Origin of the sequence: Salinivibrio sp. KP-1, assembly GCF_000968645.1 — a bacterium.
GTDB lineage: Bacteria > Pseudomonadota > Gammaproteobacteria > Enterobacterales > Vibrionaceae > Salinivibrio > Salinivibrio siamensis.
The window spans coordinates 282,843-305,093 of record NZ_LAQR01000002.1; the positions used below are offsets into that span (position 1 = coordinate 282,843).

General features: G+C 51.0%; 19 protein-coding genes. 17 read left to right on the forward strand and 2 right to left on the reverse strand.

Annotated features, from left to right (window positions below):
- Nucleotides 1-37: 37 nt before the first annotated feature.
- The 11 genes from WN56_RS05785 (at nucleotide 38) to WN56_RS05835 (ending at nucleotide 14,535) form a co-directional block, all read left to right on the forward strand.
- Nucleotides 38-292 carry an OadG family transporter subunit gene (locus WN56_RS05785; RefSeq protein WP_046074109.1) on the forward strand — a complete coding sequence of 85 codons (255 nt, stop codon included), beginning with the start codon at nucleotides 38-40 and terminating at the stop codon, nucleotides 290-292.
- A gap of 32 nt (nucleotides 293-324) precedes the next feature.
- Nucleotides 325-2,115 carry a sodium-extruding oxaloacetate decarboxylase subunit alpha gene (oadA, locus tag WN56_RS05790; RefSeq protein WP_046074110.1) on the forward strand — a complete coding sequence of 597 codons (1,791 nt, stop codon included), beginning with the start codon at nucleotides 325-327 and terminating at the stop codon, nucleotides 2,113-2,115.
- A 9-nt stretch (nucleotides 2,116-2,124) separates the two neighbouring features.
- A complete protein-coding gene (locus WN56_RS05795; RefSeq protein ID WP_046074111.1) occupies nucleotides 2,125-3,255 on the forward strand; it encodes a sodium ion-translocating decarboxylase subunit beta in 1,131 nt (376 codons plus the stop codon).
- Nucleotides 3,256-3,438: 183 nt separating this feature from the next.
- On the forward strand, nucleotides 3,439-4,395 hold the full coding sequence (locus WN56_RS05800; protein WP_046074112.1) for an NADP-dependent oxidoreductase: 957 nt from the start codon (nucleotides 3,439-3,441) through the stop codon (nucleotides 4,393-4,395).
- A gap of 93 nt (nucleotides 4,396-4,488) precedes the next feature.
- A complete protein-coding gene (locus WN56_RS05805) occupies nucleotides 4,489-4,911 on the forward strand; it encodes a YqaA family protein (protein ID WP_046074113.1) in 423 nt (140 codons plus the stop codon).
- Between the two features lie 10 nt (nucleotides 4,912-4,921).
- Nucleotides 4,922-7,771: a pitrilysin family protein gene (locus WN56_RS05810; RefSeq protein ID WP_046074114.1), complete on the forward strand. Its 2,850-nt coding sequence runs from the start codon at nucleotides 4,922-4,924 to the stop codon at nucleotides 7,769-7,771.
- A gap of 97 nt (nucleotides 7,772-7,868) precedes the next feature.
- Complete coding sequence (gshA, locus tag WN56_RS05815) at nucleotides 7,869-9,446, forward strand: glutamate--cysteine ligase (RefSeq protein ID WP_046074115.1); 1,578 nt, start codon at nucleotides 7,869-7,871, stop codon at nucleotides 9,444-9,446.
- Between the two features lie 14 nt (nucleotides 9,447-9,460).
- On the forward strand, nucleotides 9,461-10,078 hold the full coding sequence (locus WN56_RS05820) for a hypothetical protein (protein WP_046074116.1): 618 nt from the start codon (nucleotides 9,461-9,463) through the stop codon (nucleotides 10,076-10,078).
- 29 nt (nucleotides 10,079-10,107) lie between these two features.
- Nucleotides 10,108-10,626 carry an S-ribosylhomocysteine lyase gene (gene luxS, locus WN56_RS05825; protein ID WP_046074117.1) on the forward strand — a complete coding sequence of 173 codons (519 nt, stop codon included), beginning with the start codon at nucleotides 10,108-10,110 and terminating at the stop codon, nucleotides 10,624-10,626.
- Between the two features lie 303 nt (nucleotides 10,627-10,929).
- Complete coding sequence (locus tag WN56_RS05830) at nucleotides 10,930-11,976, forward strand: substrate-binding domain-containing protein (RefSeq protein ID WP_046074218.1); 1,047 nt, start codon at nucleotides 10,930-10,932, stop codon at nucleotides 11,974-11,976.
- 3 nt (nucleotides 11,977-11,979) lie between these two features.
- Entirely contained in the window at nucleotides 11,980-14,535 is a 2,556-nt protein-coding gene (locus WN56_RS05835) for a LuxQ periplasmic sensor domain-containing protein (RefSeq protein WP_046074118.1), read from the forward strand.
- A 149-nt stretch (nucleotides 14,536-14,684) separates the two neighbouring features.
- On the opposite strand, the gene WN56_RS05840 is transcribed toward WN56_RS05835, so the two are convergent.
- Together WN56_RS05840 and WN56_RS05845 are read right to left on the reverse strand one after the other, a co-directional pair.
- Nucleotides 14,685-15,971, reverse strand: coding sequence for an HlyC/CorC family transporter (locus tag WN56_RS05840; protein WP_046074119.1), 1,287 nt, complete (start codon nucleotides 15,969-15,971; stop codon nucleotides 14,685-14,687).
- Between the two features lie 101 nt (nucleotides 15,972-16,072).
- The gene (locus WN56_RS05845; RefSeq protein WP_046074120.1) at nucleotides 16,073-16,870 is read right to left on the reverse strand and encodes an inner membrane protein YpjD; all 798 of its coding nucleotides are present in this window, start codon (nucleotides 16,868-16,870) and stop codon (nucleotides 16,073-16,075) included.
- A gap of 181 nt (nucleotides 16,871-17,051) precedes the next feature.
- Here WN56_RS05845 and ffh point away from each other — a divergent pair, with 181 nt between their 5' ends.
- The 6 genes from ffh (at nucleotide 17,052) to WN56_RS05875 (ending at nucleotide 22,246) form a co-directional block, all read left to right on the forward strand.
- Nucleotides 17,052-18,434 carry a signal recognition particle protein gene (gene ffh, locus WN56_RS05850; protein ID WP_046074121.1) on the forward strand — a complete coding sequence of 461 codons (1,383 nt, stop codon included), beginning with the start codon at nucleotides 17,052-17,054 and terminating at the stop codon, nucleotides 18,432-18,434.
- Nucleotides 18,435-18,639: 205 nt separating this feature from the next.
- A complete protein-coding gene (gene rpsP, locus WN56_RS05855; protein WP_046074122.1) occupies nucleotides 18,640-18,888 on the forward strand; it encodes a 30S ribosomal protein S16 in 249 nt (82 codons plus the stop codon).
- Between the two features lie 28 nt (nucleotides 18,889-18,916).
- On the forward strand, nucleotides 18,917-19,444 hold the full coding sequence (rimM, locus tag WN56_RS05860; RefSeq protein WP_046074123.1) for a ribosome maturation factor RimM: 528 nt from the start codon (nucleotides 18,917-18,919) through the stop codon (nucleotides 19,442-19,444).
- A gap of 25 nt (nucleotides 19,445-19,469) precedes the next feature.
- Complete coding sequence (gene trmD, locus WN56_RS05865; protein ID WP_046074124.1) at nucleotides 19,470-20,225, forward strand: tRNA (guanosine(37)-N1)-methyltransferase TrmD; 756 nt, start codon at nucleotides 19,470-19,472, stop codon at nucleotides 20,223-20,225.
- Nucleotides 20,226-20,253: 28 nt separating this feature from the next.
- On the forward strand, nucleotides 20,254-20,607 hold the full coding sequence (gene rplS / locus WN56_RS05870) for a 50S ribosomal protein L19 (RefSeq protein WP_046074125.1): 354 nt from the start codon (nucleotides 20,254-20,256) through the stop codon (nucleotides 20,605-20,607).
- A gap of 214 nt (nucleotides 20,608-20,821) precedes the next feature.
- Nucleotides 20,822-22,246 (forward strand): carbon starvation protein A, encoded by a 1,425-nt coding sequence (locus tag WN56_RS05875; RefSeq protein WP_046074126.1) that lies wholly within the window; start codon nucleotides 20,822-20,824, stop codon nucleotides 22,244-22,246.
- Nucleotides 22,247-22,251 lie beyond the last annotated feature (5 nt).

A 22,251-nucleotide genomic window follows, 5' to 3' on the forward strand; every position in this document is an offset into this window, starting at 1 on the left:
GATGTAAGCAAGAGTGAGCGTGACAAGGAAGAAAATCATGGATTTAGGCCCGCTTTTAGAACAGGCAATGATGCTGATGTTAACTGGCATGGTTGTTGTGTTTGTATTTCTCTCGATATTAATTTTTTTGGTCCGCCAACTGGAACGTTTTGGCGACCCTATCCCACCTGCCGTGGCGAACGCGGCCGCTCAGCCCAAAGCCCAAGCTGCACCTGACGCATCACAGCCGTCATCGGATGTGATTGCCGCGATCACTGTGGCTGTTCAGCAGTACCGCCAACGTCACCGTTGAGTGGTCAGGCACATATAAAAAAGGAGTTTGTTATGTCTACGCCGTTAGCTATTACCGATGTGGTATTGCGCGATGCCCATCAGTCGTTGTTTGCCACACGTCTGCGTTTGGACGATATGTTGCCAATTGCTGCCGAGCTGGATCAAATTGGTTTTTGGTCATTGGAAACCTGGGGTGGGGCGACCTTTGATGCTTGTATTCGCTATCTGGGTGAAGATCCTTGGGTACGCTTGCGAGAGCTCAAAAAAGCGATGCCAAATACCCCGATGCAGATGCTGCTACGTGGTCAGAACCTGTTAGGTTATCGCCACTACGCTGATGATGTGGTGCACAAATTTGTCGAGCGCGCACATGCAAATGGCATGGATGTGTTCCGAATTTTTGATGCCATGAATGATGTCCGTAACTTCCAAGCAGCAGTGGGGGCGGCGGTGGATGTCGGTGCGCATGCGCAAGGCACGATCTCCTACACCACCAGTCCAGTGCACACCATGGACACTTGGACAGATTTGGCCAAACAGTTGGAAGATCTTGGCTGCCACTCGTTATGTATTAAAGACATGTCTGGTTTATTAAAACCTTATGAAGCGCACGAGCTTGTAAGCCGCATCAAAGCAGCCTGTGATATCCCCTTATCCTTGCACTGTCACGCGACGACGGGGCTATCGACGGCCACGGCCGTCAAGGCGGTTGAAGCAGGCTTGGATGTACTCGATACTGCCATTTCTTCCATGAGCCAGACATACGGACACACGCCGACGGAAACTGTGGTGGCGATGCTCGAAGGCACTGAGCGTGACACGCAGCTTGATCTGAACAAGCTAGAGTCGATTGCGGCTTATTTCCGTACTGTGCGCAAAAAGTACGCGCAATTTGAAGGGCAGCTCAAAGGGGTCGACTCACGTATTTTGATAGCACAAGTGCCCGGTGGCATGCTGACCAATATGGAGAGCCAGCTCAAAGAGCAGGGGGCGGCCGACAAAATGGACGAGGTGTTAGAGGAAATTCCTCGGGTTCGTGAAGATTTAGGCTATATCCCCTTAGTCACCCCGACCTCGCAAATTGTCGGCTCTCAGTCGGTCATTAACGTGCTAACCGGTGAGCGCTACAAGAGCATTACCAAAGAAACGGCGGCCCTTTTGAAAGGGGAGTATGGGAAAGCCCCCGCGCCGGTTAATGCCACCCTCCAGGCTCGCGTGTTAGACGGCGAAGAGGCGATCACTTGTCGTCCTGCCGATAAACTGGCACCGGAAATGGATGCCCTGACCCAAACACTGACCGACAAAGCCGCGGCCGAGAATGTCACCTTGGCGGAGCAGACCATTGATGATGTGCTGACTTACGCCCTGTTCCCGCAGGTGGGATGGAAGTTCTTACAAAACCGAGGTAACCCTGAAGCATTTGAACCGGCACCAACCGGGGAGCCAGCCTCTGCGTCCGCCGCTCCTCAGCCATCAGGCAGTGGCGACGTGGAAACCTATAGTGTGCGTGTTAACGGCCAGGTCTATCAGGTAGATGTAGGGCCAGATGGGGCGCTGGGTGACATTCAGCCAGTGAGTCAGGTGTCAGCGTCGGCGAGTGCGCCAGCCCCTCAAGCCGCACCAAGCAACCTTGAGCCGGTAACGGCACCTTTGGCAGGCAACATCTTTAAAGTGATGGTGACCCCTGGTGAGCACGTGCAGGAAGGTGATGTCCTAATCATTTTGGAAGCGATGAAGATGGAAACCGAGGTGCGGGCAGCCCATGCGGGCACGGTCCAAGATGTACAAGTGAAAGAAGGCGATGCCGTGACCGTTGGCATGCCGTTATTGCACTTAGGATAAGAGGGCAGCATGGAAGGATTAATGATCCTGTGGTCGGAAACTGGACTGGCAAACTTCCAGTGGCCACAGCTTGTAATGATTGCCGTGGGCTGCCTATTACTCTTTTTAGCGATTCGGCGCGGCTTTGAGCCCTTGCTTTTGTTACCTATCGGTTTTGGGGCGATATTGGCGAATATTCCCAATGCGGGCTTTAACGAGCCGGGCGGCCTGCTTTACTACGTCTATCATGTCGGGATTGATACTGGCGTGTTCCCCCTCCTGATCTTTATGGGGGTGGGGGCGATGACCGATTTTGGCGCGCTGATTGCTAACCCGCGCACCTTGTTGCTGGGTGCGGCGGCACAGTTTGGTATTTTTGCCACTTTGTTTGGTGCCATTTTACTTAACTTGGTGCCAGGCATGGCGTTTAGCCTGCAAGATGCGGCTTCCATCGCGATAATTGGTGGTGCGGATGGGCCGACGGCTATTTTCCTCGCCAGTCGATTATCGCCGGACTTGCTCGGGGCCATTGCCGTGGCGGCGTACAGCTATATGGCATTGGTACCGATTATTCAGCCCCCGATCATGAAGTTGTTCACCTCTGCAAGTGAACGCAAGATTGAGATGAAGCAACTTCGTCATGTGTCGAAAACCGAGAAAGTGCTGTTTCCATTGGCGGTACTGATGATGACCATCTTATTTTTGCCCTCGGCAACGCCGCTGGTTGGTATGTTCTGCCTCGGTAACTTGATGCGAGAGTGTGGCGTGGTGGATCGCTTATCGGGCACTGCCCAGAATGAGCTGATCAACATTGTTACCATTTTTCTCGGTCTGGCTGTGGGCTCCAAATTGGAAGCCGACAAGTTCCTCCAGTTTGAAACCCTTGGCATCTTGGTATTGGGCGCAGTCGCGTTCAGCATCGGGACGGGAACAGGCGTACTGATGGCTAAACTCCTTAATCGCTTTAGCCGCGACCCTATCAACCCATTGATTGGTGCGGCTGGGGTGTCGGCGGTTCCCATGGCCGCCCGTGTGGTTAACAAGGTCGGATTGGATGCTAACCCGCATAACTTCTTACTAATGCATGCGATGGGGCCAAATGTGGCTGGTGTCCTGGGGTCTGCGGTGGCGGCCGGTATTTTGTTGGCGCTGGTTGGCTAATCGTCAGTGATTTGACACCAAGCAGATAAAAAGAAAATAGCGGTAGGCATTGAGTCTGCCGCTTTTTTTGTTAAGACTAGAGGTTTACGCTTTGCAATGGCTCTGTGCTTAATCTCTTCGTTAAGGCAAATACCATTACTGTATACGCCAGCATAAGCACAATGGCATGCGAAAGGAGTCAATATGTCGAACAATCTCTCTCTTGCAATCACTGAATTTGGCGCACCAGAGGTACTTACCCCGGTCAACAGTTCGATTCCTTCTCCCTCTGAAGAACAGGTGCTGATTCAAGTGAAGGCTGCAGGCGTTAACCCCATTGATGTGAAAACGCGTGCCGGACTCGGCTGGGCCGCTGAGCATAATCGCGATCATTTGCCTTGGGTGCCTGGCTATGATGTTGCAGGTGTTGTGGTGGCGAATGGCACCAATGAAAGCAAGTTTGATGTCGGGGATCGTGTCGCTGGGATGATTGGCTTTCCGACCGAAGGCGGGGGATACAGCCAATATGTGGTCGCTGATGCCGGATTATTATCAACAGTACCGCCAAGTGTGCCAATGGTGGATGCCGCTGCAGTGCCATTGGCTGGGCTGACGGCTTGGCAAGCGCTTGAGCATGGTAAACTGGTGCGTGATGAAAAAGTATTGATTTTAGCGGGCGCCGGCGGCGTCGGGCACCTTGCGGTGCAGTTGGCCGTGCGTCTCGGGGCGCAGGTTTATGCCACTGCCTCTGAAAACAATCATGCATTTCTACGTCAACTGGATGCGACCCCCATCGATTACCATCAAGCGCATTGGGCCACCGCCAATGGTGAATTTGACCTGGTGATTGATTTGGTGGGAGGGGACACCGCCATTGATGCATTAGCAAGCCTAAAAACAGGTGGGCGTATCGTCACAGTCCCCACCAATACGCGCGATACCATTACCTCCGCCGCTGCCGAGCGAGGGCTGAAGGCGACAGGTATGTTGGTTGATCCAAATACTTGGCAGACCCAGCGCTTGCTCGATATGCTGGACCAAGGTGAACTTAAGATCGATATCGCTGCGGTCTACCCGCTTGAGCAGGGCGCGCAGGCACATTACGCACTCGAGGCAGGCCATACTCGCGGTAAACGTGTGTTGGAAATGCCTTCGTCTTAACCTCAGGGCTTCGTCTTCCGGCTCTCGTCGAGTTGATGAGGCCGTGGCGTCGTAGAGAGTTCGCGCTGAACCAATGATAATACATGGGGTCGAATGGACGATTGGGCGCTGCTGGCAACGCTGTTTGCCACCAGCTTTTTAGGTGCGACCTTATTGCCAGGTGGCTCTGAGGCCAACTTGGTGTATTTATTAACTCAGCACTCATTCGCGGATGGGATCGTTGTGGCGATTGCCACGGTAGGCAACACACTCGGTGGCATGACCAATTACGCCATCGGGCGTTGGCTGCCTGATTATCAACCGCATCAATCATGGCACCGCCGAGCGCTTGCTGGGCTGCAACGCTATGGTTATGCTGCCTTGCTATTAAGCTGGGTACCGATTATTGGTGATCCGCTTTGCGTGGTTGCCGGTTGGCTGCGCCTTCGACAATCTTGGTGCTGGCTGATTATCTTTGTTGCAAAAGCATCGCGCTACCTAGTGATTGTCATCTCAATCCGTTGGGTAGCAGGTTAGGAACTATCATATGCCACGTTTATTGCTTGCCACGTTTTTCTTTCTATCTGTGTTGTCTGGATGCCATTTGACTGGCTCAGCCCCAACCCAAACACCTGAGGGCGTCACTTGGATTAAAACCGTCGCGCCTCCGCCAGGGAGTGCGCAAGTCCCGTATCAGCAATTTGAATTAGATAATGGACTGACGGTGTTGTTGCATGAGGAGCACTCCGACCCTCTTGTCAACGTTGATGTACGTTACCATGTGGGCTCTGCCCGAGAAGAGCCGGGAAAATCAGGCTTTGCGCATTTTTTTGAACATATGATGTTTGAAGGCTCTGAGCACGTAGATGATCACGGAAAACGTATTAAAGAGGTGGGGGGCTATAACAATGGCTCGACCAATCGCGACACCACCCAGTATTACCAGACCGTACCGGCCAACGAGCTTGAGCGTGTCCTTTGGCTTGAATCTGATCGCATGGGCTTTTTGCTCGGTGCGGTCTCTCAGCGCAAATTTGAAGTGCAGCGTGACACGGTGAAAAACGAACGGGCATTTCGGATAGACAATGTCCCGTATGGCCGCGTTAACGAGACCATTAATCAAGCACTCTACCCTGAGGGTCACCCATACTCATGGCCGGTGATTGGTTATGTTGAGGACCTTAACCATGTCGATGTTGGCGATCTCAAGCAATTCTTCCTGCGCTGGTATGGGCCGAATAATGCCACCTTGACCATTGGTGGCGACATTGATGTTCAGACAACCTTAGCGTGGGTGAAAAAATACTTTGGTGATATTCCTCAAGGCCCATCAATACCAGAGGCGAAACCGCAACCGGTCACGCTGGACGGCTCTCGCTTTGTGACATTGGAAGATAAGGTATCGCAACCGGTATTGGTGATGACCTTTCCTACCAGTGTGCCTGAGACGGACACCACGACGCGCCTGGGGGTACTGGCCAATGTATTGGGGCAAGGGCGTGACAGTGTCCTTTATCAATCCCTGGTACAAACGGGGCAGCTGTTAAGTGCAGGCGCATCGCACCAGTGTGGTGAGCTAGCTTGTACGTTTGAGGTCTACGGTGTCGGTCGCCAAGGTCAATCTCTGGCTGAGATCCGTACCTTGTTAGCGCAAACCATGACGCAGTTTGAGGCAAAAGGCGTCAGTGACGAGGATATCAACCAAATCCAATCCATGGTGGAAGCCGATAATATCTTTGCGCTACAAAGTGTCGACGGTAAGGTCTCACAGCTGGCCAGTGATTATACGCTCTACGGTGATGCAAACCGTATGAATCAGCGCCTTTCACGCCTGAATGCGGTGACCCCTGACAAGGTGATGGAAAGCTATCGGCAGTGGATAAAAGATCAGCCCGCAGTAAACACCAGTGTGGTCCCTATTGGACGGACGGACTTGGTCGCTGCGCCCGCGAATTTTATCTATCAACGTCCAGAATATGAACAGGCACAGACGCAAAACCAGCACGACACGTTAGCACGACGTGAACCCCCAGAAAATTTCGATCGCACCCAGATCCCGGCTCCTAATGGGAGTGTCACGGTTAATGTGCCACGCATTTATCGGGCCGACTTGGACAATGGGATGCATCTGGCAGGCACAGTGAGTCGCGAGACACCCACGGTCACCTTGCAGCTTCGTTTACCTGCCGGCACCTTGATGGAGCCTAACGATCAGCGAGGTATCGCTAACTTAACGGCAACCATGGTGACCGAGGGCGCAGCAGGTATGTCGGCCGCTGAGCTCACTCGAGCCCTAGACAAGCTGGGCAGTCAAGTCAATATCGACGCGGACAGTTACCATACACAAATCACGGTAACATCACTGAAAAAGCATCTGGGTGAGACCCTGAAACTCGTGAATAAAACCTTGCGCGCGCCGACCTTTGCAGAAGAAGATTTTGATCGTGTTAAAGCCCAGTTGTTGGAAGGTCTGGCATCTCGCGCCGATGATGCAGGCTGGCTAGCCAGCCAAGCGACAAACCAGCTGTTATATCAAGATGCCACCTTCCGTGCGCCAGAGGGCGGCGTCGCGGAAGATATTGCAGCGATGACACTTGACGATGTTAAACACTTCTATCGCCAGCACTACGTATTGCGAGGCAGCCAACTGATTGTGGTGGGCGACCTTTCTCGTGAACATGCGATCAATCTCGCCAACCGGATCACACCGTGGCAAGCGCAAACGCAGCCTACGGCTCAGGTGGCGCGTGCTGTCCCGAAAGACTACGACCAGGCACAAATTTGGCTGGTAGATAAACCGCAAGCCCCACAAACCAGTATTCGTATGGTGCGCCATGGTATGCCATACGATGCCACCGGCCCGATGTTTAAAACCCGCTTGGCCAACTTTAATTTAGGGGGCAATTTTAATGCGCGCCTGAATCAAAACTTGCGTCAAGATAAAGGTTATACCTATGGCGCGCACAGTGGTGTTTATGGAGGCCGACAGACAGGCACCATAGAAGTCAGTACCGATGTACGTGCTGATGCGACGCACGATGCGATTAAAGCGCTATGGCAAGAGATGGCGCATGCACAAGAAAATGGCTTTTCGGCACAAGAATTGGCCTATCTGCGTCAATCGAGTGGTCAGCGTGATGCGCTGAGTTATGAAACGCCATGGGAAAAAGCAGGCTTGATAGCACATATTGAAGCCTTTGATTTAGACGACAACTACCGAGAGGCACAAAAAGCCTTATTGCAATCAATCTCATTGCAACAGCTGAATGCCCAGGCGGCACGTTGGTTTGATCCTAACGACTATCAAATTATTGTGGTCGGGGATGCCTCTCGTCTTGGTGATAGCTTACGTCAACTTGGCTTGCCAGTCCGCACGTTAGCGCTCGATTACCGATAAGCCTATTTGGATAAACTTACTCCGCTGCGTGATGGCTTTTGAGTAATAGCTTGTTTATATTGACCGCCACGCAGCTTAAAAAAATAAGAGATACATTTTGACTGACTTTACCCAACGGTTAGCGCGTTTAGCGCAAAACCCAGATGCATTAAAGGGGATTGGCCGCGGATTGGAGCGCGAGGCATTACGCATTACGCCAGCAGGTCATTTAGCGCAAACGGCGCATCCAGAGACACTTGGATCCGCGCTGACACACCGTTGGATCACGACGGATTTTGCTGAATCACTGTTGGAGTTTATTACGCCGGTTAACACGTCGGTGAAAGGGATGCTGGATGAGTTGCAGGATATCCATCGCTTTACCTATCAGCAAATGAGCGACGAACAGTTGTGGCCTATGTCAATGCCGTGCGTGGTGGCATCCGAAGACGATATCACCTTAGCGCAATACGGCAGCTCAAATATTGGGCGGATGAAGACCTTGTATCGCCAAGGGCTCAAGCATCGCTATGGCAGTGTGATGCAAGTGATCTCAGGGGTGCATTTTAACATCTCTTTGCCTGAGACATTTTGGCAGCATCTGTACCACTCAGACACGGTAAGCCAAGCGTCAGTCACCCAAGGTTACTTTGATCTTATTCGTAATTATTATCGCCATGGTTGGATGATCCCTTATCTATTTGGTGCGTCACCTGCGTTATGTGGCTCGTTTATCAAGCATGCGCAAAGCCAGTTGCCCTTTGAGCATATGCCGTCAGGTACGTGTTACTTACCCTATGCGACGTCGCTGCGCTTGAGTGACTTAGGGTATACCAATAATGCACAAGCGGATCTGAAAATTGGTTTTAACACCCTAGAACAATACCTTGAAGGTTTAAGAAGCGCGATTCGTACTCCCTCACAGGCGTTTGCCAAGTTAGGTATTCGTGATGGCGAGACGTATCGTCAGCTCAACACCAATGTGCTGCAAATTGAAAACGAGCTCTATGCGCCTATACGCCCCAAACGGAATGCCGAAAGCGGTGAAAAGCCGACCGAAGCGCTTGAGCGAGGCGGTGTCGAGTACATTGAGGTGCGCTCTTTGGACGTCAACCCATACAGCCCGGTGGGGATTGAAGAGGATCAGATCCATTTTCTTGATCTCTTTGTCTCCTGGTGTGCGTTATCGCCTTCTGAGCCGATGACCGACCCTGAACTCAATTGCTGGCGTGACAATTGGAACAAGATTGTACTCGAAGGCCGCAAACCAGGATTAACCCTAACAACAGGATGTGAGGGCGAGACCCTGACGCAAGCAGAGTGGGGGTTACAAGTGATGGGGGAGCTTAAGCAGTTAGCGAAAGTCATGGATCGCGCGGTCGACGACCATCGCTATGAAACCGTATGTGATAAAATGATCGCCTGTTTTGATAACCCAGAATTCACGCTATCTGGTCGTGTTCTGGCAGACGTGATCGCGCAAGGCGGTATCGGCGGCCTAGGGCTAAGCCTTGCCCGTGACCATAAAGCGGCGCTAGCGGATGTGCCTTACAAGATCCACAGTGATGCCGACTTTTTACAAGAAGCCAAAGAGAGCGTCGCGCGTCAAAAAGCGGTCGAAGAAAGCGATACACAAAGCTTTGAAGCTTTTTTGAATGCTTATTTTAAAGACGTGCCCATGGCCGAAAGCTGGTAATTGGACGGACGACGATGAGCAGGAAGCGCTTTTTCCGTCATATTGGCGCATTCTTCACCGTGGTGATGGTATCAGGATGTGCCACGCCACCACCGGATAATCCCAATAACCTCTGTGAGATATTCGACCAACACCCAGATTGGTTTGAAGCAGCGGTTGAGATGGAAGCGGATTGGGGAACGCCCATCCAAGTGGCCATGGCGTTCGTCAAGCAAGAGAGCGCGTTTGTGCATGATGCCCTGCCACCCCGTGATTATGTGTTAGGCATCTTGCCGTGGGGGCGTGTTAGCAGTGCCTATGGCTATGCGCAGGCGCAAGACCCGGCTTGGTCTGATTATCAAAAAGCCACAGACAATGGCGGCTCCCGCACTGACTTTGCCGATGCGTTGCAGTTTATTGGTTGGTATACCGATGCAACCTACCGCCAACTCGGGGTGTCTAAATGGGATGTGTATCGCCAGTATTTGGCTTACCATGAAGGTAGAGGTGGATTTCAGCGCGGCTCGTTTGAGGGGAAACCCGGGTTAAAACGCGTGGCGCGTAAAGTCGAACAACAAGCAAAGGACTACGGTTGGCAGCTAAAAGGTTGCCGACAACGACTCGAGGATAATCTGAGCTGGTGGCCATTTTAAGGGGCACTGCGAGGAATAAAGGAGGTAAGATGCCACTACTAGATAGTTTTACGGTTGATCATACACGTATGCATGCGCCAGCAGTGCGGATCGCCAAAACGATGCAAACACCCAGCGGTGATACGATTACCGTTTTTGACCTTCGTTTTTGTCGCCCTAACGAAGAGCACTTGACGGAAAAAGGGATCCACACGCTCGAGCACCTGTTTGCCGGCTTTATGCGTAAGCACCTTAACAGCGATAAGGTCGAGATCATTGATATCTCTCCTATGGGGTGTCGTACTGGCTTCTACATGAGCCTGATTGGGGAGCCCCAAGAGCCTGAGGTGGCGAAAGCATGGGAACTGGCGATGGAAGATGTGTTGGTTGTGCCATCGCAAGACAAGATCCCTGAGCTCAACGAGTATCAATGCGGGACGTATGAGATGCACTCACTCAGCGAGGCAAAAGATATCGCTCGTGCCATCATAGATGCAGGGGTGACCGTGAATAAAAACGATGATCTTTCCTTGCCTGAGTCCATGCTACAAACGTTGCGCGTTGACTAGTGTGCCTCTGTCTTGAACGTTAACGGCAGTCCATATTGGGCTGCCGTTTTTCTTGGTATTCATGGCTTTCTCCCTTTTTTGTCTTGATTGCTAGATAAATGCCTGGGAAGTGTAGGCTTTGTTGCATCTTTTTTGCCTCATCAAGCACGCTTCTCGCTTTTCTCGCTGCGTCCGTGCACGGGTTTCGCTAAGCTGACACTGACTTGGAAACAAAAAGGCTGTGGGATAAAAGTGAGTTTACGCACCAGACACCTAAATGACGCGATCCGTTTTTTCCGTTGGTTGACTGGGCTCACCTTGCTGATGGTGATGTCCAGTGCCCACGGATCACTCAATGGCTTTTGGTCTTACGATGAGTACCTTGCCCTGCACCCTGAGCAAAAAAGCTTAACCACCGAATTGGACGCTCAGGTACAAGCAGAGCCGGTGCCTTTTTTAGGTGCCATGGAGCCAATAAAAATCTCTGTGGTGGTGCCAGGCGAGCAAATATCCGATTACTGGCAACGTAACGTACGTGCCTTCGAGCGGCGGCTGAATGCACTTAATATCCCATATGAGCTCCAACAAGTCACGACGCGCCCCAATACCGATATTCGTGAACAAAGCGCCTCGTTGTATGCGGCGCTGCGTGATGGGGCCGATTACCTCATTTTTACCTTGAACAGTGTGCGCCATCGTAAGTTTATTAACCATGTGTTATCCCAGAACAAAACCAAGCTTATTTTGCAAAACATCACCACGCCCGTAAAAGCGTGGCAAGATAATCAACCATTCTTATATGTGGGGTTTGATCACCAACGTGGTAGCCGTGCGTTGGCAACCTATTACCAAGAGCGATATCCTGAAGGCGTGAATTATTCGGTGCTTTATTTTTCGCAAGGTTATGTCAGTGATGCACGGGGAGATACCTTTATTGAGGCCATGAGCTCGCACGCTGATAGCAACTTGCTGTCTGCCTATTACACCAAGGGTGACCGAGAGTCGGGTTACCAGGCGGCCAAAGCGATGCTAAACAATAATCCAACGCTCGACTTTATTTATGCGTGTGCAACCGACGTCGCGTTTGGCGCTGTCCAGGCCCTCGATGAGCTAGGCCGTGACACGGTTGGACTCAATGGCTGGGGAGGTGGCTCAGCAGAGCTTGACGCGATTGCCGCCGGTCAACTTGATGTGACTGTGATGAGAATGAATGATGATACAGGTATCGCCATGGCCGAGGCGATCAAACGTGACATTGAGCATCAACCTGTGCCTGTGGTCTATTCTGGGCGGTTTGAAGTGGTCACTCGCTACGATGATCCCAAGCGAATAGAGGCACTTAAGAAAAAAGCATTTAGGTATTCGGACTAAAAAATGGCCATATCGGGTTCGCCGAAGCTGTCACTGTCTCAATTACTGACCCGTTTGATCGTGGTCTTTTTCCTCTTTGTGACGGCCGGGGTGTATATACAGAGTTATCAGCTTACTTTGGCGGGGATTAATCAAGAAATCACTCGCACGCTGACGCAGACTTCTCGCCTGTTGCAAAATGTGTTTGACAGTCGTCTCACATCACTACAAATCCACCAAAATACCAATGCGGCGAGTGTGACACTGCAGTCAATGGTGGCGAATGAGAACAGCGCGGCGTTGGATGACTATTTTATCGAACAAGAGCAACAAGACGTGGCCAACACCCCCGATTTCCGCTTTATCGCCAAAGACGATCGGGTGCTTTGGCATGATGGCAGCAGCTTGTTTCATGGGATTGATGGTGACGAGCTGGAGCAGTTACGTCTGCAACTCAGAGGCGTTAACCGCTGGACGTTAACCACCATCACCACAGAGGTAGAGCAGAGCTATTTGTTAATGCGGCGAACGCCAATCGTGTTTCAGTCTAGTGGCAAGCTGGGGGGCTACTTATATGTGGTGGTGATGCTTAATGGTAACTTCTCGTTTGTCAAAAGTTTGCAGCGCGCGAGCGGTACGCAAGCGGTGTGGTTGTCTGCAGATAATGTCACTCTCGCCTCGACGCTGAGCAGCAACGATGAGATTGGGCGCGATCTTACGCTGCCCTCGCCAGGAGAGAGCCAGGCGTTTCGCCACTATTTGGTGAGCCAAGCCAAGTTACGCATCGCCGGTGAGCCTTCAAAAATTGCTCTGTTGTCGGCACAGCAAAATGACAATGTGGTGGCACTGCAACGGCAAATGGGGATTAACCTGCTGCTGACCACGATGGTGATTATCGTGGCAGCGATCTGGGTTAACCGATTTGTGCAAACGCGCATCGCGGATTCATTGGAAAAATTGATGCGTTATACCCAAGGCGCGCGCTCGCGACAGCGCACCTTGCCTTTTGCGGGCTCGGATATTGAAGAGTTTAACCATATCGGTAAGACGCTGGAGTCCACATTTGATGCCTTGTATGAAAAAGAGCGCTCCCTACAAGACCTGTTTGACTATGCCTTGTCGCCCATCATCGTTTGGGACACCCACTTTGATATCACACGTATTAACCCCGCGGCCAAACTAAAGCTTAACTATGACGAGCAAATCCATGCCTCTAGTTGGCTCTACGACCAGTTTATGTATGCGATTACCCCTCATCTACAACGTGCATTAAACGGGACGATTTTAAAAGGGGTGAATATCGAGATTGATCGTCGGGTTTACCGTTGGAACTTAGCGCCGTTGATGGTCGACAACCAAGTGAAAGCGGTGATTGGGCAGGGGCAAGAAATCACTTCTTTGATTGAAGCGGAGCAACAAAGCCAACGCGCTAAAGAAGCGGCAGAAGCCTCTGCCCGTGCCAAGTCTGAGTTCTTGGCTAAGATGAGCCATGAAATTCGAACGCCGCTCAATGGTATCTTAGGTATAACCCAGATATTGAGTGATAAGGCGAAAGAAAAAGAGCAAAAAGAGCTGCTAGGGAGTCTCTATCAAAGTGGTGAGCACTTACTTACTGTGTTAAATGATGTGCTTGATCTTTCCAAAATTGAACAAGGAAAGATGACTATCGAGCACGGCGACTTTTATCTGCACGACATGATTCGCACGGTTGAGAATATCTATACCCCGATTTGTGAGAGCAAACAAATTGCATTGACCATTGATGCTCCCGTCGCCGATGACACCATGGTGTGCTCTGATCAATCACGTCTGACTCAGATCCTGTTCAACTTGATGAGCAATGCGGTGAAGTTTACCCATGTTGGCAAGGTGGGGATGACCATCAAATTAGTCGAGTCGGGTGAGCAAACACGCTTACATATAGAGGTTAGTGACACGGGGGTGGGGATGAACCAACAAGCGCTATCATCCTTGTTTGATCCCTTTGTACAAGCCGATTCCAGCGTCACGCGCACATACGGAGGCAGTGGCTTGGGCTTATCTATCGTGAAAAGCTTACTCGACTTGCTCGGGGGAGAGATTGATGTGACCAGTGAGCCGGATAAAGGTAGCCGCTTTATGGTCACTGTGCCTGTGGCTGTGACACACGCTAAACCGGCGCAAACCGTAGAGGCCGACCCCTTTGACCCCGCGTCTTTGGGCATAGAGCGGTTGTTGCTGGTCGAGGATAACAAAATCAATGCCATGGTGGCTCAAGCCTTTTGCAAAAAATACCAGATTGAAGTTGATTGGGTGAAAGATGGGGAGCAGGCCCTCGAGCGTCTCCAACAAGCGCATTATGATCTGGTATTAATGGACAATCATATGCCGAAGCTTGGCGGCATTGATGCGACAAAAGCGATTCGTAAAACGTTGGGCCTCGATGTCCCCATTTATGCGTGCACGGCCGATGCGTACGGTCACGTTCATGAGGCTTTTTATCAAGCAGGTGCCGACTATGTGATTGTGAAACCGATCAAAGAGGCCAGCTTTATTGAGGCATTACGGCATTATACCTGTACGGAAAACAGCTCTTCATGATGGCAGTGGTAACGGGCGATCAAGTGATGACCTAAAAAGGGCAAGCACAAAAAAGGTGGGGAGTGCCCCACCTTTTTTGTGCGTTCATCTCATGGCATGGCTTTTTCAGCGTGCTAGTGCCGTGATATGGCTGATGCGAAGTGACTCAACTAGCTGTTTACACTCGCTTGTGGTTGCTTAGCCGGCAACACCTTCACTTGCTTAATCATATTGTCTGCGACATCGACAATTTCAATATGGTGGCCATCAATCTCCACACTTAAGCGGTTGTTAGGGATATCTTCCAAATGTTCGAGGATGAGCCCATTGAGGGTGCGCGGCCCATCGGTTGGTAAAGCCCAATTAAGGCTCTTATTCAAGTCGCGAATATTGGCGCTGCCCTCGATCAGATACCCACCGTCGGTTAATGGTGTAATTTCTTCTGCCAAGCTCGGTGACAATGATGTTGTAAATTCACCCACGATCTCTTCGAGAATATCTTCCAAGGTCACCAACCCTATCATGTCGCCATATTCGTCAACGACCAAACCAATACGTTGCTTGTTGCGCTGGAACTTCAGCATTTGCACGTTCAGTGGTGTGCCTTCAGGAATAAAGTAAACCTCGTCGGCGGCACGAAGCAGCGTTTCTTTGTTAAATTCGTTTTTCTCAACCATTAAGCGGTACGCTTTACGCACGCGCAGCATGCCAACGACTTCGTCGATGGTGTCGCGATAGAGTACCATCCGTCCATGCGGAGCATGAGTGAATTGGCGCATGATCGACTTCCAGTCATCATTGATATTGATCCCGGTGATTTCATTACGGGGTACCATAATGTCATCCACGGTCACTTCTTCTAGCTCAAGAATCGACAGCAGCATATGCTGGTGACGGCGAGGGATCAGACTCCCTGCCTCATTAACAATCGTGCGCAGCTCCTCGGTGCTTAAGCTGTCTTTGCCATCCGCCTTGGCGCCTAATCCCAGTATCCGTAAAAAGCCATTGGTAATAAAGTTCACCAAGCTGACCAACGGATAGAACACTTTCATCAGAATGGTCAGTACAAAACTGCTGATAAAAGAGACCCGTTCCGGGTAGAGGGCGGCGAGGGTTTTAGGGGTAACCTCAGCGAAGACCAAAATCACCATCGTCAGTACCCCGGTGGCGATCGCAATACCGGCATCGCCATAAAGACGCAATCCCAATACGGTCGCGATTGACGAGGCAAGAATATTTACCAGGTTATTGCCGATCAGGATAAGCCCAATCAATCGGTCTGGCCGAGTGAGCAGTTTTTCGACCCGCTTAGCGCCGCTATGGCCTGATTTAGAAAGGTGGCGTAACCGGTAGCGGTTAAGGGCCATCATGCCTGTCTCAGACCCGGAAAAATAACCGGAAATGACGATAAGCAATACCAAAAGGGAAATTAAAATTCCCGTCGATATGTCGTCCAACGAACTGTTCCTTACGTTTGTTTTAAAATCAGAGCCTATGCTCGAGTGTATACTACCGCCACGCGCAGGGGCCGGTTGCCCTCTGTGATGCGCGCGCTGCCTTAACCCGCGATCAGAATCTCACGGACAAAACGGCTGCCAAAATAGGCTAAAGTGAGTAGAAAGGCGCCCACAATACTAAACCAGACCACCCGGCGTCCACGCCAGCCTGATTGATAATGCCCCCAAAGGAGAACGCCATACACGACCCAAGCGGCCATAGAAAGGAAGGCTTTGTGCGCTTTCCCTTGCGCGAACATATCATCGACAAAAATAAATCCTGTCATTAGAGTGAAGGTTAATAGTACCTGACCCACCAAAATGATGTTGAAAAGCTGTCGTTCCACCATCATTAAAGGAGGGACATTGTGATTAATGACCTGGCGTTTTTTATGTTTGAGTTGATAATCCAACCAGGCCAACTGCAGCGCATAGAGCGTAGCGATCATCAAGGTTGAATAGGCGAACAGCGCCAGAGAAATGTGCAATAGCACCTCTGGGTGCGATTCGAGATGGGTAATAAAGGCACCGGGCAGCAGGGTCGCGCTCGCCAAGTTTAGCCCAGCGAAGGCATAAACCACCGGGAGCAAGAACCACAGCCGCAATCGAAAAATTAGCCCTGTGGTCATCATCGCAATGATAAAACTCACCAAGGAGGCGACGTTGAGCATGCTAAGATTCTGTCCTGTGCCGGATAAAATCAGGTCTTTTAACAAATAAGCATGCAGCGCCAGCGCAGCCGCGGCGGTGAAAAAGACCGGCTTCGCACTAATTTGATTGTTGCTGGACAAGCCGGGGATGATCTGCAAAATGGCGGCCAGATAAAGCATTGATGCGAATAAGGCTGTCAGAATTTCCATCGTCACCGATCAGTCAGTTAATCAATAAGAATGAAGGTGTGAGTATACCTTGCCTCAATCTTCGTCGCTATCGATACATGCAAGCGATGGGGGGATTGCGGTATAATCTCAGTAATTTCGCGACAGCGATTGCACCCAGATGAAAAATCATGGGCCAATAGGACGAGTGGGCGAGTAACGCATGTTTGAAAACTTATCAGAACGTTTATCCCGGACGCTCAAAAATGTGAGCGGCCGTGGTCGGTTAACGGAAGACAATATCAAAGAGACCCTACGCGAAGTGCGTATGGCGCTGCTGGAAGCCGATGTCGCGCTCCCTGTGGTTCGTGATTTTGTCAAACGCGTCAAAGAACGCGCCGTTGGCATTGAAGTGTCTAAAAGCCTGACCCCAGGGCAGGAATTTATCAAGATTGTCCAAGCCGAGTTGGAAGCGGTGATGGGCGATGCCAATGAAAAATTGGATCTCGCGGCCCAACCGCCCGCAGTGATTTTGATGGCAGGCTTGCAAGGGGCGGGTAAAACCACCAGTGTGGGCAAGCTGGGTAAGATGCTTACCGAGCAAGAAAAAAAGAAAGTCTTGGTGGTGTCCGCGGACGTGTATCGCCCTGCGGCGATTAAACAGCTGGAAACCTTGGCGGGTGAAGTTGGGGTGGATTTCTTCCCCTCGAGTGCTGACCAAAATCCCGTTGATATTGCCAAAGCGGCGGTTGATCACGGCAAGCTGAAGTTCTACGACGTGGTGATTGTCGATACCGCGGGTCGCTTGCACGTTGACGACGCCATGATGGACGAGATCAAGGACGTTCATAGTGCGGTCAACCCAGTAGAGACCTTGTTCGTGGTTGACGCGATGACAGGTCAAGATGCAGCAAATACCGCCAAAGCCTTTAATGATGCGTTGGCGTTAACGGGTGTGGTATTGACCAAAGTCGATGGTGATGCCCGTGGCGGTGCGGCATTATCGGTGCGCCATATCACTGGCAAGCCGATCAAATTCCTGGGTGTGGGTGAAAAAACCGACGCACTGGAGCCTTTCCATCCTGACCGGGTGGCATCCCGTATCTTAGGGATGGGCGATGTCTTGTCGCTTATCGAAGATCTCGAGCGTAATGTTGATAAAGACAAAGCCGAGAAAATGGCCAAGAAGTTTAAGCAGAAAAAAGGCTTCGACTTGGCCGATTTTCGCGACCAGCTTGAGCAGATGAAGGGCATGGGTGGCATGATGGGCATGATGGATAAGTTGCCTGGGATGTCGAATGTGCCCGACAACGTGAAAGATAACGTTGATGATAAAATGTTCTTGCAGATGGAAGCGATCATCAACTCGATGACACCCCGTGAGCGCCAGCGTCCAGAAATCATCAAAGGGTCGCGTAAAAAGCGGATTGCTGCGGGTTCAGGTACCCAAGTACAGGACGTGAACCGTCTTCTTAAGCAGTTTACCCAAATGCAGAAAATGATGAAGAAGATGCAAAAAGGTGGCATGCGCAACATGATGCGCCAAATGAAAGGCATGATGCCACCGGGTGGTGGCCCAGGTGGGCCTGGCGGATTCATGGGCTAATCAGATAGCGGACTTGCCTGTCAGCCCAGTGCTGGCAGGCAGATCGACTCGCTGTGAGGCTTGGGACAACTGGTGGAAATTTGACTAAACCAGTTGCATTCACAGCAATAAAGAGTAAAATTCCCGAGCTTTATTTTGGCACGAGGCCCCGCATTGCTTACGCGAAACGGGGCCAATTTTATTAAGTAATGCAAATGAGGACGATATGGTAACCATTCGTTTGGCACGTCATGGCGCGAAAAAACGCCCATTTTATCAAATCGTTGTAGCTGACAGCCGCCAGGCGCGCGACGGTCGCTTCATCGAGAAAATCGGTTTCTTTAACCCTGTAGCTCAAGGCCAGGAAGAGAAACTACGCCTTGACCTGGATCGCGTAAACCACTGGGTTAGCGAAGGCGCAACGGTTTCTGACCGTGTGGCTAAGCTAGTTAAAGACGCCGCGAAAGCAGCGTAAGTCTCCAGTGTCAGGGTTAAAAGAAGAAATGAGTGAGCAAGATACTATCGTGGTTGGCAAGCTAGGCGCGTCATACGGTATTCGTGGCTGGCTCAAGATTTTTTCTTACACTGAAGAAGCTGAGAGCATTTTTGCCTACTCACCTTGGTATATCCAGGTGCGCGGGCAGTGGCAACGTTTCGAGTTAGAAGACTGGAAACGCCACAACAAGGGGTATGTTGCCAAGCTCAAAGGGCTGGATCAGCGCGAAGACGCGCAGATGCTGACCAATGCTGAGATTGCAGTAGGGACTGAGTCGCTGCCTGCTTTATCAGATGAAGAGTTTTATTGGCGTGAGCTGTTTGGCATGGACGTGGTGAATGCGAAAGGCTACCACCTCGGTACGGTGACTGACATGCTCGAAACCGGCTCTAACGACGTACTTGTCGTCAAAGCCAACCTCAAAGATGCTTTTGGCAAAAAGGAACGCTTAATTCCGTTCCTTGAAGAGCAGGTTATCAAGTCAATTGATCGCACTGCTCAACGGATCGAAGTTGACTGGGATCCTGGTTTTTAAACTCCAACGGTAAGCGAGCGGAAATATGTGGGTTGGCATTATTAGCCTGTTTCCTGAAATGTTCCGAGCGGTCACTGATTTTGGAGTCACGGGCCAAGCGGTAAAAAAAGGGCTGTTAAACGTCGAAACGTGGAATCCGCGTGATTTCACCCACGACAGACACCGTACGGTTGATGATCGACCCTACGGCGGTGGCCCCGGTATGTTGATGATGGTTGAGCCGTTGCGCGATGCTATTCACGCTGCCAAACATGCCGCAGGCGATAAAGCGAAAGTGGTTTACCTCTCTCCGCAAGGGCGCAAGCTCGACCAAGCGGGGGTTGAATCACTGGCTAGCAATGACAAACTTATTTTGATTTGCGGCCGGTATGAAGGGGTAGATGAGCGCATTATTCAAACCCATGTAGACGAAGAATGGTCGGTGGGAGATTTTGTGCTCAGTGGGGGCGAGCTGCCCGCAATGACGCTGGTGGACGCGGTTGCTCGGTTTGTACCGGGTGTACTCGGCGACATGGCGTCAGCAGAGGAAGACTCCTTTGCTAACGGGTTGTTAGACTGTCCACACTACACACGTCCAGAAGTGTTAGACGGGTTGGGGGTACCAGAGGTACTAAAATCCGGCAATCACAAGGACATTCGTCGCTGGCGATTAAAGCAATCGCTAGGTCGCACTTGGCTACGACGACCAGAGCTCCTGGAAAACCTAGCTCTGACTGACGAACAGGAATCACTACTTGCCGAGTTCATAAAAGAACACCGTGCAAGTGCCGAATCAAATTGAGTTTCAGTTTATTCTAGGGTTATAAACAATGAGTAACATCATCAAGCAGCTCGAAGAAGAGCAAATGAAAAAAGACCTGCCTGAGTTTCAAGCAGGTGACACTGTCCTGGTACAGCTTAAAGTAAAAGAAGGTAACCGTGAGCGTCTGCAGCCATATGAAGGTGTGGTTATCGCTAAGCGCAACCGTGGTCTACACACTGCATTTACCGTACGTAAAGTATCAAGCGGTGAAGGTGTAGAGCGTACTTTCCAAATCCATTCGCCAGTTATCGACAGCATTACTGTTAAACGTCGCGGTGCAGTACGTCGTGCCAAACTGTACTACCTGCGTGAGCGTTCTGGTAAGTCAGCTCGAATCAAAGAGCGTCTTAACAAGAAGTAATCGCCCTCGGCGTTTATTGCTCAAAAAGCCCGTCCACTTGGACGGGCTTTTTTATTGTCCTCAACTAACCGCTCAACCGCTCTTACAACCGTTTACTCGGCCATGCGACCACTCACCGACAAAGCAGATGAATGTGGCGGCTATGTAGGCAAAATGGCATCTGTACCCTACTAAAAGATTGACAGCTTAGCTGCTAACGACACGGAGAACAGCGATGTCCTGGTTTTTATTATGCGTGGTGACCTTGATTGTGGGCTATTTCACTTACGGCACCTTCATTACCAAAATCTTTGGGCCTAAGCCGCAGAAAGCGACACCGGCCATGAGCATGAACGATGGCGTGGATTATGTGCCGCTGTCGGACAAAAAAGTCTACCTGATTCAGCTTTTGAATATTGCTGGGTTAGGTCCCATCTTTGGCCCGATTCTCGGTGCCTTGTACGGTCCTGTAGCCATGTTGTGGATTGTGTTTGGCTGCATTTTTGCGGGGGCTGTCCATGACTATTTCTCAGGCATGCTGAGTGTCCGCGCAAATGGCGCTTCTGTGCCTTCTGTGGTCGGCGAGCATCTGGGTAACTTCGCTAAACACTTTATGAACTTCTTTGCGGTGTTGCTCTTGATGTTGGTCGGCGTGGTATTTGTGCTCGGTCCCGCCAAGTTGTTGGGTAGCCTGTCAGAAATGAGCGTGGCGATGTGGGTGGGGATTATCTTTGCCTATTATGTGCTGGCGACAGTGGTACCCATTGATAAAATCATCGGCCGTTTTTATCCCGTGTTTGGTGCCTTGCTTGTCTTTATGTCGGTCGGCTTGATTATCGGCTTGGCCGTGAGCGATCACAGCTTCTACAGCCAAGGGCTAGACTTTGCGACTAACTTCCACCCAACCGATCTACCACTGTGGCCATTGCTGTTTATTACTATCGCTTGTGGAGCAGTATCCGGCTTCCACGCCACCCAGTCGCCATTGATGGCGCGCTGCATGCAAAATGAAAAATCAGGGCGCTTTATCTTCTATGGCGCGATGATCGGTGAAGGTGTGATTGCACTTATCTGGTGTAGCCTGGGCTTGAGCTTCTATGAGTCGAGTGAGGCGCTTAATCAAACGCTGGCTAACGGTGGCCCGGCTGCGGTGGTGCATGAGGTTTCTACCTCGCTACTTGGCACCGTGGGAGGCATTATGGCGGTCTTAGGCGTGATAGTGCTGCCGATTACCTCGGGTGATACCGCTTTCCGCTCTGCGCGTCTGATTATTGCCGACTTTCTGAAAATTCAGCAAAAACCAATGGTGAAGCGCCTGATGATTGCAATCCCCATGTTTGTGGTGGGCTTTTTGATCACCAAAGCGGAGTTTGGCGTGATTTGGCGTTACTTCGGCTGGGCCAACCAAACCACCGCGATGATCATGCTATGGGCCGCGGCGGCTTACCTGATTAAACGTGATAAATTGCACTGGGTGTGCACGATTCCGGCGATGTTTATGACCGCAGTGACTGTTACCTACTTAGCTAACGCTGAAATCGGGTTTAGCCTACCGATGAATATCGCTACCATCATCGGCGTGGGGGCGACAATTGCTGCCACTATCGCTTTCTTTGTCGGCTACAAACCGAATCCACAGTTGATCGCGGATGAGAAATAATGGTC